The organism is Hydrogenophaga sp. L310 (genome assembly GCF_055703065.1).
In genome coordinates this window covers 170,097-182,437 of the sequence record NZ_JBVPZA010000003.1, presented here as the reverse complement: position 1 = coordinate 182,437, position 12,341 = coordinate 170,097, and the positions used below count along the sequence as shown (strand labels likewise).

The 12,341-nt window shown below is 66.5% G+C and carries 13 protein-coding genes; 6 read left to right on the top strand and 7 right to left on the bottom strand.

Going from position 1 to position 12,341, the window contains the following annotated elements; genetic code table 11:
- Positions 1–67: 67 nt before the first annotated feature.
- Positions 68–241 (bottom strand): rubredoxin, encoded by a 174-nt coding sequence (locus tag AC0GNO_RS07530; protein WP_305361420.1) that lies wholly within the window; start codon positions 239–241, stop codon positions 68–70.
- Between the two features lie 144 nt (positions 242–385).
- On the opposite strand from AC0GNO_RS07530, the gene thiD reads away from it, so the two are divergent.
- Together thiD and hemL are read left to right on the top strand one after the other, a co-directional pair.
- On the top strand, positions 386–1,324 hold the full coding sequence (thiD, locus tag AC0GNO_RS07525) for a bifunctional hydroxymethylpyrimidine kinase/phosphomethylpyrimidine kinase (protein ID WP_472887723.1): 939 nt from the start codon (positions 386–388) through the stop codon (positions 1,322–1,324).
- A 9-nt stretch (positions 1,325–1,333) separates the two neighbouring features.
- Positions 1,334–2,635 carry a glutamate-1-semialdehyde 2,1-aminomutase gene (gene hemL / locus AC0GNO_RS07520; RefSeq protein ID WP_472903556.1) on the top strand — a complete coding sequence of 434 codons (1,302 nt, stop codon included), beginning with the start codon at positions 1,334–1,336 and terminating at the stop codon, positions 2,633–2,635.
- Positions 2,636–2,700: 65 nt separating this feature from the next.
- On the opposite strand, the gene purH is transcribed toward hemL, so the two are convergent.
- Genes purH through dusB form a run of 3 tightly spaced genes read right to left on the bottom strand, consistent with a single transcriptional unit; the run spans position 2,701 to position 5,616 of the window.
- Positions 2,701–4,287 carry a bifunctional phosphoribosylaminoimidazolecarboxamide formyltransferase/IMP cyclohydrolase gene (purH, locus tag AC0GNO_RS07515; RefSeq protein WP_472903555.1) on the bottom strand — a complete coding sequence of 529 codons (1,587 nt, stop codon included), beginning with the start codon at positions 4,285–4,287 and terminating at the stop codon, positions 2,701–2,703.
- A 52-nt stretch (positions 4,288–4,339) separates the two neighbouring features.
- A complete protein-coding gene (locus AC0GNO_RS07510; protein ID WP_472887668.1) occupies positions 4,340–4,579 on the bottom strand; it encodes a helix-turn-helix domain-containing protein in 240 nt (79 codons plus the stop codon).
- The gene (gene dusB / locus AC0GNO_RS07505) at positions 4,576–5,616 is read right to left on the bottom strand and encodes a tRNA dihydrouridine synthase DusB (protein WP_472887669.1); all 1,041 of its coding nucleotides are present in this window, start codon (positions 5,614–5,616) and stop codon (positions 4,576–4,578) included. Before dusB ends, AC0GNO_RS07510 begins: the two co-directional genes overlap by 4 nt.
- Positions 5,617–5,752: 136 nt before the next feature.
- Here dusB and AC0GNO_RS07500 point away from each other — a divergent pair, with 136 nt between their 5' ends.
- Together AC0GNO_RS07500 and AC0GNO_RS07495 are read left to right on the top strand one after the other, a co-directional pair.
- A complete protein-coding gene (locus AC0GNO_RS07500; RefSeq protein ID WP_472887670.1) occupies positions 5,753–6,238 on the top strand; it encodes a YqaA family protein in 486 nt (161 codons plus the stop codon).
- Between the two features lie 55 nt (positions 6,239–6,293).
- On the top strand, positions 6,294–7,472 hold the full coding sequence (locus tag AC0GNO_RS07495; RefSeq protein ID WP_472903554.1) for an MFS transporter: 1,179 nt from the start codon (positions 6,294–6,296) through the stop codon (positions 7,470–7,472).
- On the opposite strand, the gene AC0GNO_RS07490 is transcribed toward AC0GNO_RS07495, so the two are convergent.
- The 3 genes from AC0GNO_RS07490 to AC0GNO_RS07480 all read right to left on the bottom strand — a co-directional run bounded on the left by AC0GNO_RS07490 (position 7,457) and on the right by AC0GNO_RS07480 (position 10,304).
- The gene (locus AC0GNO_RS07490) at positions 7,457–8,230 is read right to left on the bottom strand and encodes an RNA pseudouridine synthase (RefSeq protein WP_472903553.1); all 774 of its coding nucleotides are present in this window, start codon (positions 8,228–8,230) and stop codon (positions 7,457–7,459) included. The genes AC0GNO_RS07495 and AC0GNO_RS07490 overlap by 16 nt on opposite strands.
- 8 nt (positions 8,231–8,238) lie before the next feature.
- The gene (ychF, locus tag AC0GNO_RS07485; protein ID WP_472887673.1) at positions 8,239–9,330 is read right to left on the bottom strand and encodes a redox-regulated ATPase YchF; all 1,092 of its coding nucleotides are present in this window, start codon (positions 9,328–9,330) and stop codon (positions 8,239–8,241) included.
- 89 nt (positions 9,331–9,419) lie between these two features.
- On the bottom strand, positions 9,420–10,304 hold the full coding sequence (locus tag AC0GNO_RS07480; protein WP_472903552.1) for an MOSC domain-containing protein: 885 nt from the start codon (positions 10,302–10,304) through the stop codon (positions 9,420–9,422).
- 90 nt (positions 10,305–10,394) lie between these two features.
- On the opposite strand from AC0GNO_RS07480, the gene AC0GNO_RS07475 reads away from it, so the two are divergent.
- Entirely contained in the window at positions 10,395–11,579 is a 1,185-nt protein-coding gene (locus tag AC0GNO_RS07475; protein WP_472903551.1) for an FAD-dependent monooxygenase, read from the top strand.
- Between the two features lie 47 nt (positions 11,580–11,626).
- Positions 11,627–12,340: a DsbC family protein gene (locus tag AC0GNO_RS07470; RefSeq protein WP_472903550.1), complete on the top strand. Its 714-nt coding sequence runs from the start codon at positions 11,627–11,629 to the stop codon at positions 12,338–12,340.
- Position 12,341: the final 1 nt, after the last annotated feature.

Sequence of the window (12,341 nt, the reverse complement as noted above, 5' to 3'; positions counted from 1 at the left end):
AGAAAACGTGTCAGGGGGAAGCAACAACCTTGAAGCCCGACCAGCCAGAGGGGGCCGGACGCAATCCTCAGATTTGCACCATTTCGAAATCTTCCTTGCGGGCACCACATTCGGGGCAGGTCCAGTTCATCGGAACCTGTGCCCAAGCCGTGCCCGGCTCGATGCCATGTTCGGGAGACCCCGCCGCCTCGTCATAGATCCAGCCGCAAATCAGGCACATCCAAGTCTTGGTTTCGGTCATGGTTATAGGGGGCATTGTCTTAGAATGCAATCATTGTATCGAGCCACATGAAGCCGCCGTCGGGCCTTGGCCACCCGCTTCCCTGATGGGCGCAGCCGTCTGCCGGCCCTTGCGCAACCCGCCCAGAACACCCTGACCACCTCCATGCCCGACACCCCCGAGTCCCTGACCGACGCCGCCATCGCGGCTGGCGAAGCGTCCTTGCCCTGCGTGATGGTGTTCAACGCCAACGACCCCAGCGGCGCGGGCGGTCTGAGTGCGGACCTGACCGCCATGTCCAGTGCATCGGCCCACGTCATGCCCGTGGTCACCGGCACCTACGTGCGCGACACCTCCGAGATCCACGACCACATCGCTTTCGACGAAGAAGCCGTGACCGACCAGGCGCGTTGCGCGCTCGAAGACATGCCGGTGCTCGCTTTCAAGGTCGGCTTCGTGGGCAGCCCGGAGAACCTGAGCGCGATCGCTGCCATCACCACCGACTACGCCGAAGTGCCGGTGATCACCTACATGCCCGACCTGTCCTGGTGGGACGACATGGCCATCGACACCTACCTGGATGCCTGCGCCGAGTTGCTGCTGCCCCAGACCACCGTATTGGTCGGCAACCACAGCACCCTCTGCCGCTGGCTGCTGCCGGAATGGGAGGGTGATCGTGCACCCAACGCACGCGAAGTGGCGCGGGCGGCCGCGGTGCACGGCGTGCCCTACACGCTGGTGACGGGCTTCAATGCCGCCGATCAATACCTGGAAAGCCACCTGGCCAGCCCGGAGACGGTGCTGGCCACGGCGCGATACGAGCGCTTTGAAGCCACGTTCAGCGGCGCCGGCGATACCTTGTCAGCGGCGCTGTGTGCCCTGATCGCGGGTGGTTCGGACCTGCAATCGGCCTGCGCCGAGGCGCTCACCTACCTGGACCAGTGCCTGGATGCCGGTTTTCAGCCGGGCATGGGCCATGCCGTGCCGGACCGCCTGTTCTGGGCCCACGACGACGACGGTGAAGAAGAGGCGGGTTCAGCCGACACCTCGTCCGACAGCACCCTGGACGCCAATGATTTCCCCCTCGACACCACAAGACATTGAACGAGCACCATGACCGACCGCAACCAAGAGCTGTTTGACCGCGCCAAAGCCCTGATCCCCGGTGGCGTGAACTCGCCCGTGCGAGCCTTCAAGGCGGTGGGCGGCACGCCGCGTTTCGTGCAGCGCGCTCAGGGCGCGTATTTCTGGGACGCCAACGGCCAGAAGTACATCGACTACATCGGCTCCTGGGGTCCGATGATCCTGGGTCATGGCCACCCCGCCGTGGTGGAAGCAGTACAGAAAGCCGTGCTGGAAGGCTTCTCTTACGGCGCGCCGACCGAGCGCGAAGTCGAACTGGCCGAAGAGATCATCAAGCTGGTGCCCAGCATCGACATGGTGCGCCTGGTGAGTTCGGGCACCGAAGCCGGCATGAGCACGATCCGCCTGGCGCGCGGCGCCACCGGTCGCAAGAAGATCATCAAGTTCGAAGGCTGCTACCACGGCCATGCCGACGCGCTGCTGGTGAAAGCCGGCTCCGGCCTGGCCACCTTCGGCAATCCCACCAGCGCTGGCGTACCGCCCGAGGTGGTGCAGCACACCATCGTGCTCGAATACAACAACCTCGAGCAGCTGGAAGCCGCGTTCACCGAACACGGACCTGAAGTGGCCTGCCTGATCATCGAGCCGATCGCGGGCAACATGAACTTCGTGCGGGCCAGCGTGCCGTTCATGAAGCGCTGCCGCGAGCTGTGCACGCAGCACGGTGCGCTGCTGGCCTTCGACGAGGTGATGACGGGCTTCCGCGTCGCGCTCGGTGGCGCCCAGAGCGTCTACGCCCAGCTCATCCCCGGTTTCGAGCCCGATATGACGGTGATGGGCAAGGTGATCGGTGGCGGCATGCCGCTGGCGGCCTTTGGCGCCAAGCGCGCGGTGATGGAGCAGCTCGCTCCACTGGGCGGTGTCTACCAGGCCGGCACGCTGAGCGGCAACCCGGTGGCCACGGCCTGCGGCCTGGCCACACTGAAAGAAGTCCAGAAGCCCGGTTTCTATGAGGCGTTGTCGGCAACCACGCAGTCGCTGGTGAGTGGATTGACAGCCGCCGCGGCGGCCGAAGGCGTGACGCTGTGCGGCGACAGCCAGGGCGGCATGTTCGGCTTCTTCCTCTTCGACCAACTGCCGCAGAACTACGCCAAGGTCATGACCACCGACGGCCCGCGTTTCAACACCCTGTTCCACGGTCTGCTGGACCGCGGCGTGTACATCGCGCCTGCGCTGTATGAAGCCGGGTTCGTGAGCGCGGCGCACACGGCGCAGGACATCGAAGACACCGTTGCGGCTGCGCGGGACGTGTTCAAGCTGCTGGGCAAGTGAGCGGGGTTTTCTCACGCTCCCAGAGGGAGAGTGAGTAAGGCCTTTCTCGCAAAGAGTCCGTGGACTCAGTGACGGAAGTGGCGCACGCCGCTGTACACCATCACCACACCACGCTCATCCGCCGCGTCGATCACTTCCTGATCGCGCATTGAGCCACCGGGTTGAATCACGCACGAAGCACCCGCGTCCACCACCACATCCAGACCGTCGCGGAACGGGAAGAAGGCGTCACTCGCCACCGCGGTGCCCTGCAGCGTCAGGTTCGCGTGGCCGGCCTTGATGCTGGCGATGCGGGCCGAGTCGAGGCGGCTCATCTGGCCGGCGCCCACACCCATGGTCATGCCGTCCTTGCAGAACACGATGGCGTTGGACTTCACGAACTTCGCCACCTTCCAGGCGAACAGCAGGTCTTCCAGTTGCTGCTCGGTTGGCTGCAGCTTGGTCACGACCTTCAGGTCGGCGCGCTGCAGCACGTGGTTGTCGGCGCTCTGCATCAACAGGCCCGAGCCCACGCGCTTGATGTCGGTGAGGTTCAGCCCCTGGTCCCAGGCGGTCGGACCACCGGGCGGCAATGCAATTTCCAGCACGCGCACATTGGCCTTGGCCTTGAAGACTTCCAGCGCCTCGGGCGTGTAGCCCGGTGCCATCAGCACCTCGACGAATTGTTTGCTGATGGCCTGGGCACCGGCACCGTCGAGCACACGGTTCAGCGCGATGATGCCGCCGAAGGCGCTGGTCGGGTCGGTCTGGAAGGCCTTGCTGTAGGCCTCCAGCGCATCCTTGCCCACGGCCACACCGCAGGGGTTGGCGTGTTTCACGATGACGCAGGCGGGCACGTCAAAGCTCTTGACGCATTCCCAGGCCGCGTCGGCGTCGGCGATGTTGTTGTAGCTCAGCTCCTTGCCCTGCAGTTGCTTCGCTGTCACCAGCGAGCCCGGGGCCGGGTAGAGGTCGCGGTAGAAGGCGGCGGTCTGGTGCGGGTTCTCGCCGTAGCGCAGGTCCTGCAGCTTGACGAAGCGGCCGTTGGCCTGGCCGGGGTACTCGGCGCGCTTGTGCACACTGGCGCCCTCTTCGAACTCGATGGACGAGAGGTAGTCGCTGATGGCACCGTCGTACTGGCTGATGCGGTTGAACGCGGCGACCGACAGGGCGAAGCGGGTCTTGTCGCTGAGTTTGCCGCTGGCCTTGAGTTCATCGATCACGGCCGGGTACTGGGCCGCGTCGGTCAGCACCGCCACGTCTTTCCAGTTCTTGGCCGCGCTGCGCACCATGGCCGGGCCGCCGATGTCGATGTTCTCGATCGCGTCTTCCAGCGTGCAGCCGGGCTTGGCCACGGTAGCTTCAAACGGGTAGAGGTTGACGATCAGCAGGTCGATGGTGTCGATGCCGTGCGTCTTCAAAGCCGCCATGTGCTCGGGCACATCGCGGCGCGCCAGCAGGCCACCGTGCACCTTGGGGTGCAGGGTCTTGACGCGGCCGTCGAGCATCTCGGGGAAGGCTGTGACCTCGGCCACTTCGGTCACGGGCAGGCCCTGCTCGGCCAGCAGCCTGGCGGTGCCGCCGGTGGAGATGAGGGACACGCCGAGGCCGTGCAGGGTCTGGGCCAGTTCGACGATGCCGGTCTTGTCGGAGACGGAGATGAGTGCGCGCATGGGAAGGGGTCTCGGGAGGTTTTGAATTCGATTCGTACAAAAGCGCAGATGCTCAATCGATGAGCTTGTGCTCCAGCAGCTTCTTGCGCAGCGTGTTGCGGTTCAGGCCCAGCCATTGCGCGGCGCGCGACTGGTTGTTCTGCGATTGCTGCATCACGACCTCAAGCAGCGGTCTCTCGACCGCCTTGACCAGCATGTCGTGTAGGCCGGCGGGGTCGGTGCCGTTGAGGTCTCGGAAATACTCTTCCAGGCTGGCACGCACACAGTCGTGCAGGTTGTTGTGGGAGCTCATGCGGCCAGTTTCCAGTTTTCTTCTTGATAATTCATCTTGTCGTAACCCGTGGCATCCCATGCGTCGAAACTTTCGCTCACACACTGCAACTGAGCCTCGACCGTCGTCAACACGTTGATGCGCTGCCGGAAAGCCTGCGCCTCGACCGCCGGGATGGGTAGCGACTGCGCGTACCAGCCCAGGTGCTTGCGCGCACTGCGCACGCCGGTGAAATCGCCGTAGAGGTTGTAGTGGTCTTCCAGGTGGTGAAGCAGCCAGAATTTCACGTCCATCAGCTCGGGTGGTGGCAGCGCTTCGCCAGTGGCCAGGAAGTGCGCGATCTCGCGGAAGATCCAGGGTCGGCCCTGCGCAGCGCGGCCGATCATGAGGGCGTCGGCGCCGGTGTGCCGCAGCACCTCACGCGCCTGCTGCGGGCTGGTGATGTCGCCATTGGCCACCACCGGAATCTTCACGCGGCTCTTGATGTGGGCCACGGTGTCGTGTTCGGCAAAGCCCTTGTAGCCCTGCTCTCGGGTGCGTCCGTGCACGGTCAGCATCTGCACACCAGCGGCTTCGGCGGCGAGCGCGATCGTCGGTGCGTTCTTGACGTCGGCGCACCATCCGGTGCGCATCTTGAGTGTGACGGGCACGCCGTGCGGCGCAGCGGCGGCCACCACGGCTTCAACAATGTCGATAGCCAGCGCTTCGTCCTGCATCAGGGCCGAGCCGGCCCATTTGTTGCAGACCTTCTTGGCCGGGCAGCCCATGTTGATGTCGATGATCTGCGCACCGCGGTCGATGTTGTAGCGCGCGGCGTCGGCCATCATGGCCGCGTCGGTGCCGGCTATCTGCACCGCGATCGGACCGGGCTCACCGCTGTGGTCGGCACGGCGCGAGGTCTTCAGACTGTCCTGCAGGTCCGGGCGCGAGGTCACCATTTCGCTCACCGCATAACCCGCCCCCAGCCGTTTGCAGAGCTTGCGAAACGGCCGGTCCGTCACGCCGGCCATGGGCGCGACGAAAAGGGCATTGGACAGGGTGAACGGACCCAGTTGCATGGCGGGAGCGATTCGGATGGCGGGTTTGGAGGGATCCCCGCGGAGCGGACATTTCGCAGGCGGGGATGGGCATTGTATCTGCCTGTTTTTTCAGCAGGCGATATGCTCTCGCATTCCACAGATTCTTCTTCTGCCCATGCCCGCCTGGATCGTTTCTCTGCTGCACACACTGGCCTTGCCCGAGGTCGGCCTGAGCACGGTCTTCCTGGTCGCGTTCATTTCGGCCACCTTGCTGCCGATGGGCTCGGAGCCTGCCGTGTTTGCGTTGATCAAGCTCAACCCCGAGCTGTTCTGGCCCACCATCCTGGTCGCCACTGCGGGCAACACACTGGGTGGCGCCGTCAGCTGGTGGATGGGCTATGGCGCGCACCGCGTGGTCGATAAAGCACGGCACGGGCATGCCACCCACGTGCGCGCCCTGGACTGGTTGCAGCGCTTCGGCCCCAAGACCTGCCTGCTGTCCTGGCTGCCCGGCGTCGGCGATCCGATCTGCGCGGTGGCCGGCTGGCTGCGGTTTCCCTTCTGGCCCTGCCTGGGCTACATGGCGATCGGCAAGTTCGCGCGCTACCTCACGCTCACCGCCGGCCTGCTGTGGGTGTTCCCTGGGGGACTGCCGTTCTGACACGGCCGGGGTGTCGCCGCCGATACTCGGGCGCTGCGAATCCACTCCGCCCGGCATGACCCCCACCCTTTCACCGACCGACCAAGCCCTGCCCCGCTCGCTGTGGGCACTGATGATGGGCAACTTCGTCATCGGCACCGGGGTCATGGTGGTACCCGGCACGCTCAACGACATCAGCGCCTCGCTGAATGTGTCGATTCCCCAGGCCGGCCAACTCATCACCGCGGCCGCCATCCTGATGGGCCTGGGCGCTCCCGCTTTCGCCACGCTCGTGGCGGGCTGGGACCGGCGGCGCCTGCTCACGCTCTCGTTGGTGTGGTACGCCCTGCTCACAGCCATCTGCGCACTGGCGCCGAGCTACGCCACGCTGTTGCCGCTGCGGGTTCTCGCCGTCATCGCGCCCGCCGTCTTCACGCCCCAGGCCGCCGCCAGCGTGGGCCTGCTGGTGTCACCGGCCCAGCGCGGTCGCGCCATCACCTTCGTGTTCCTGGGCTGGTCGGTGGCGTCGGTCATGGGCATGCCGCTCTCGGCCTGGATCGGCGGCACGCTGGGCTGGCGCTGGGCGTTTGGCCTGGTGGCCTTGATGTCGCTGGCCAGCGCGGCCTGGGTGTGGCGCGAGATGCCTAACGGCATCCGCCCGGCGGCGCTGTCGCGCCAGGCCTGGGGACAGACCCTGGGCTCGGCGCCCCTGATGCTCGCCGTGGGCGTCACGCTGCTCTCGGCCTTCGGCCAGTTCACGCTGTTCTCGTACTTCGCACCCTACTTCTTCCAGACCCTCGGCCTGGGCGGCGGTGCGCTCTCGCTGATGTTCCTGTGGTTCGGTGCCTTCGGCCTGGCCGGCAACGTGGGGCTTTCGCGCTGGATCGACCGCATCGGTGCACCGCGCGCCGTGTTGCTCACGCTCGGCGCCATGGTGCTGACGCTGCTGCTCTGGCCGCTGGGTCAGGCGGGCTTCTGGCAACAGGCGCTGGTGCTGGTGCCCTGGGCGCTGGGTTGCTTCGCCTGCAATTCGGCGCAGCAGGCCCGGCTGGTCCACCTGTCGCCGGTGCTGGCCCCGGCCACGGTTGCGCTCAACACCTCCGCGATGTACGGTGGACAGGCGCTGGGCGCAGCGCTGGGTGGCCTCCTGATCGCGCAAGGGCACATGCTGCGTCTGCACCAGGTGGGTCTGGTGGTGCTGATCCTCGCGATGGCCCTGAGCGTGTGGGCCGCTCGGGCTCAGAAGCGTTCGTAACCCAGCAGGTAACGCCATTCCCCGACGGGCAGCCCCGTGAGCGCAACCCGGCCCATGCGCAGGCGCCGGACCGCCACCAGCTGCAGGCCCGCCCGTTCACACAGGTGTTCGACCTGGCCCGGCCGCGTGCCCTTGATGGCCAGGCGCAGGCGGTGTTCACTCTGCCAGCTGGCGCGCGCCGAGGGCAGGCTCCAGCCGTCGAAAAACAGCGCCTTGCCGATCGACTTCAGCACCGCGTCGCGCCGGGCTTCGTCGTCCAGCTCGGGATCGGCCGCCACCTCGACCAGCCACTCGTGTTCCAGCTGGGCGGACTCGTCGCTGATCTTGCGCGCCACACCGGGGTTCTGGGTAAACACCATCAGGCCGCTCATGGGGGTGGACAACGGGGCCACGGGCAGCAGCTTGTGGCGGTGCGCCTTGAGCGGACGCACGCCCGACCGATCGCCCTTGAACCGGTTGGCGTTGGTGAAGAGTTCTGCTGCCAGCGCATCGGGCAGGGGTGAGACGTCCGGCAGCACCCGGCCCGCGGGCTTGTGCCAGATCAGCGTCACGGAGTCGAGCGACTCCAGCTTGGCCTTGGGGTCCAGCGCCACGGTCTGGCCGTCGTGCACCCGCGCCATGGGCTCCTCGACCACCGCGCCGTCCACGCGCACCCAGCCCCCGGCGATGTAGCGTTCGGCATCGCTGCGCGAACAGGGCAGCTGTGCGGCCAGGCGTTTGGCCAGGCGTTGGGGTTCGGGCCGGCCGGTATCGGACATGGGCGCGTTCAGGACGAGAACAGGAAGTTCATCACGTCGCCATCCTTGACGACGTATTCCTTGCCTTCGGCGCGCATCTTGCCGGCGTCTTTGGCCCCCTGTTCGCCCTTGTAGGTGATGAAGTCGTCAAAAGCGATGGTCTGGGCGCGGATGTAGCCCTTCTCGAAGTCGGTGTGGATCACGCCGGCCGCCTGCGGGCCGGTGTCGCCGACGTGGATGGTCCAGGCGCGCACTTCCTTCACGCCGGCGGTGAAGTAGGTCTGCAGGCCCAGCAGCTTGTAGGCGGCGCGGATCAGACGGTTCAGGCCGGGCTCATCCTGACCCAGTTCCTTCAGGAATTCGAGCCGGTCGGCGTCGTCCATCTCGGCCAGCTCGGCCTCGATCTTGGCGCAGATGGCCACCACGGGCGCGTTCTGTTTCTCGGCGAAGGCGCGCAGGCGGTCCAGGAACGGGTTGTTCTCGAAGCCGTCTTCCGACACGTTGGCCACGAACATCGCCGGCTTGGCCGTGATCAGGAAAAACTGCTTGAGCAGCGGCAACTCTTCCTTGCTGAAATCGATGCTGCGCACGGGCCTGGTGTCGTTGAGCGCCGCCTGGCACTTCTCCAGGATCGCCACCAGCTTGATGGACTCCTTGTCGCCCGAACGCGCGGTCTTCTGCACGCGGTGCAAGGCCTTCTCGACAGCGGCCAGGTCGGCCAGGCAGAGCTCGGTGAGGATGACCTCGATGTCGGCGATCGGGTCGATCTTGTTGGCGACGTGGATCACGTTGTCGTCTTCGAAGCAGCGCACCACGTTGACGATGGCGTCCGTCTCGCGAATGTGGGCGAGGAACTTGTTGCCCAGGCCTTCGCCGGTGCTGGCACCGGCCACCAGACCGGCGATGTCCACAAACTCGACGATGGCCGGTACCACGCGCTCGGGCTGGACGATCTCGGACAGCTGGGCCAGCCGCGGATCGGGCACCTCCACCACACCGGTGTTGGGCTCGATGGTGCAGAAGGGGTAATTTTCGGCGGCGATGCCGGCCTTGGTCAGCGCGTTGAAAAGGGTGGACTTGCCCACATTGGGCAGGCCCACGATGCCGCATTGGAGGCTCATGGGGGACTTTCGGGTCGATCGGGGAAACCGGTGATTTTAGCGGGGCGGCCGGTTTCGGCGCCGCCGATGACCTCGCGCGGGCAGCGGGGTCAATCGAAGCGCCAGTCGGCCGACACGCTCTGACCCACACGCAACACCTGGCCGTCGCCCGCCAGCACGATCGCGTTCATGCCGAAGGTGACGGCGCCGTCCAGGCGCGGGTCGGCGCGGTAGGTCTGCAGGGTGTCGCCCACCACCGGCGAAGCGGTGGCGGTGACCGGGTCGATGTTGGGGATCGGACAGCGCGCGCAGGGTTTCACGGGTTCCATTAAGGCGCTGCCCTCATCCGTGGCGATGTGCATGGGCCCAAGGCGGTCTTCGTCGTGGGCCTCCACACCGCCGAGCACGATGTTGGGTCGAAAACGAACCATCGCCACCGGCCCCTGCCCGGCCTGCGCCAGCCGCGCATTGAGTTCGTCCAGCGAAGCGGTGCTCGTCACCAGCACACCAAAACCGTCGGCGAACTGGGTGGTGGACTCGCGCCCACCGGTCCACTTCAGGCTGCACAGGCGGCGCACCTCCGGGTCGAAGCGCGCCAGGCGCAGGCGCTTCAGATCGACGGGCGCGTCCGGCCCCAGGAAATCGCTGAACCACTGGGCCGCCACGTCGCCCATGTCGTAGGCCTCGACTTCGTCGTCCCAGACCCGCACGCGCAAGGGTGCTTCGGCGGCGTCCAGGGCCAGGTGCAGCGCCAGCATGCCGGGTGCGCGCAGCACCAGTTGGCCCAGCTTGAACGCCGGCTGGATCAGCGCCAAACGCGGCAGCTCGCGCTGGGTGACGAATGTGCCCTGCGCGTCCACCACCATCCAGCTGCGGTCGTAGGCCAGCCCGGTTTCCGTCAGTTCGGCTTCGTTGAGGGAGATGCCGGCGCAAGACTTCACCGGATAGATCCAGAGCTGGTCGATGCGGGCGGTCACGTCGGTGGGTGTGGTCATGGCGGGTGCGGCGGTCGGTAGAGGCCGGTGCGGACGGGGGTTTTGGCGGAGCGAATCGGGCGCATTGTGCCCTGCTCCTAAAATCCCGCCATGTCGCCCACTTCCCACCGTTCTTCTGCCCACCGGCGTTTTGACGTCACCATCCGGGGCGGCGGCGTGGTCGGGCACACCCTGGCGCTCTTGCTCGCCCGCGACCGGTTGCGTGTGGCCCTGGTCAGCGCCCCGCGCCCGGCATCCGGGATTCCCGACGTGCGCGCCTACGCGCTCAACACCGCGGCGCGCGACCTGCTGCGCTCGGTGCGCGCCTGGCCCGAAGACAGTGCGGCACCCACCAGCAGTCCCGCACCCGACACCGGCCCGACCGTGACGCCGGTGACCGGCATGCAGGTCTTTGGCGACAACGGCGGTGCGGTGCAGTTTTCAGCGATCGACCAGGGCAGCGAGGCGCTGACCTGGATCGTGGACGTGCCGGCGCTGGAACAACGGCTGGCCCATGCCGTGCATTTCCAGAGCGGCATCGAGTGCCTGACGGAAGCCCCGCCCGCTGCGCTCACGGTGATCTGCGAAGGCAAGCGCAGCGCCACCCGCGATGAACTCGGGCTGACCTACGAGGTCCGCCCGTACCCGCACAAGGCCGTGGCCGCCCGCCTGCGCTGCGCCCAGCCACACGGCGGCGTGGCCCGCCAGTGGTTCCAGAACGGCGAGATCATGGCCCTGCTGCCGCTGGGGCGGGCGCAAGGGAACTCTGTGGCGCTGGTGTGGTCACTGGAAGCACAGCAGGCCGACCGCTGGCTGGCAGCCGAGCCAGAAGCGCTGGCACAGGCCGTGCAGACGCGCTGCGCTCAAGCACTCGGCGAGATGCAACTGGAAAGCCCGGCCCAGGCCTGGCCTCTGGAGCTCTCGAAAGCCCAGCGCTGGATCGCCCGCACGCCGCAAGGCGGTGTGGTGCTCGCGGGCGATGCGGCGCACGCCATGCACCCGCTGGCCGGTCAGGGACTCAATGTGGGCCTGGCCGATGCCGCCGAACTGGCCCGCGTGCTGCACGGGCGCGAGTACTGGCGCGAGCTGGGCGACCTGAAGCTGCTGCGGCGTTACGAGCGCGCGCGGCAGGCCGATGTGAACGCCATGGGCTGGGTGACCGACGGCCTGTTTGGCCTGTTTGCCCAGACCGACAGCCGCGTACAAGCCCTGCGCAACTGGGGCATGACGGGCGTGGATCGCCTCGGCCCGCTGAAACACTGGCTGGCCCGCCAGGCCATGGGGCAGGCGGGCTGATGCCAGCCCTGCCGACTTTTTAACCTTGAATGCCCTCGGGCCACTTTATGAAACTCGCCAAGATCCCCCTGCTCGCGCTGCTCGCTGCGCTGTCGCTGAGCGCGTTCGCGCAGGAAGCCACCATCCGCAAGAACCTGGCCGAACGCCTGCCCAAGCTGCCCGCCATCGACGAAATCACCAAGACGCCGATGCCCGGCCTGTACGAGGTGCGCATCAACCACAGCGACATCTTCTACACCGACGAAAAAGGCGACTTCCTGATCCAGGGCTCGCTGATCGACACCAAGGCCCAGCAGGACCTGACCGAACAGCGCGTTGAAAAGCTCACCGCCATCGCCTTCAAGGACCTGCCGCTCAAGGACGCCTTCACCATCGTGCGCGGCAACGGCAAACGCAAGATGGCCGTCTTTGAAGATCCGAACTGCGGCTACTGCAAGCGCTTCGAACGCGACCTGACCAAGATCGACAACGTCACGGTCCACGTGTTCCTCTACCCCATCCTGAGCGCCGACTCGGGCGAAAAATCACGCAACATCTGGTGCGCCAAGGACAAGGGCAAGGCCTTCCTCGACTGGATGGTCAAGGACATAACACCGCCCGACGCGAAATGCGATGCCGCTGCCGTGGCCCGCAACTTCGAGTTCGGTAAAAAGGCCCGCATCACCGGCACCCCCACCATCATCTTTGCCGACGGATCGCGCGTGCCGGGCGCCATCGGCGCCGACCGCGTCGAGAAGCTGCTCGCCGAAGCCAAGCCCTGAT

Coding starts and splice junctions, on each gene's coding strand:
- AC0GNO_RS07530 (WP_305361420.1), bottom strand. CDS start 241: ATGACCGAAACCAAGACTTGGATGTGCCTGATTTGCGGCTGGATCTAT.
- thiD (WP_472887723.1), top strand. CDS start 386: ATGCCCGACACCCCCGAGTCCCTGACCGACGCCGCCATCGCGGCTGGC.
- hemL (WP_472903556.1), top strand. CDS start 1,334: ATGACCGACCGCAACCAAGAGCTGTTTGACCGCGCCAAAGCCCTGATC.
- purH (WP_472903555.1), bottom strand. CDS start 4,287: ATGCGCGCACTCATCTCCGTCTCCGACAAGACCGGCATCGTCGAACTG.
- AC0GNO_RS07510 (WP_472887668.1), bottom strand. CDS start 4,579: ATGAGCTCCCACAACAACCTGCACGACTGTGTGCGTGCCAGCCTGGAA.
- dusB (WP_472887669.1), bottom strand. CDS start 5,616: ATGCAACTGGGTCCGTTCACCCTGTCCAATGCCCTTTTCGTCGCGCCC.
- AC0GNO_RS07500 (WP_472887670.1), top strand. CDS start 5,753: ATGCCCGCCTGGATCGTTTCTCTGCTGCACACACTGGCCTTGCCCGAG.
- AC0GNO_RS07495 (WP_472903554.1), top strand. CDS start 6,294: ATGACCCCCACCCTTTCACCGACCGACCAAGCCCTGCCCCGCTCGCTG.
- AC0GNO_RS07490 (WP_472903553.1), bottom strand. CDS start 8,230: ATGTCCGATACCGGCCGGCCCGAACCCCAACGCCTGGCCAAACGCCTG.
- ychF (WP_472887673.1), bottom strand. CDS start 9,330: ATGAGCCTCCAATGCGGCATCGTGGGCCTGCCCAATGTGGGCAAGTCC.
- AC0GNO_RS07480 (WP_472903552.1), bottom strand. CDS start 10,304: ATGACCACACCCACCGACGTGACCGCCCGCATCGACCAGCTCTGGATC.
- AC0GNO_RS07475 (WP_472903551.1), top strand. CDS start 10,395: ATGTCGCCCACTTCCCACCGTTCTTCTGCCCACCGGCGTTTTGACGTC.
- AC0GNO_RS07470 (WP_472903550.1), top strand. CDS start 11,627: ATGAAACTCGCCAAGATCCCCCTGCTCGCGCTGCTCGCTGCGCTGTCG.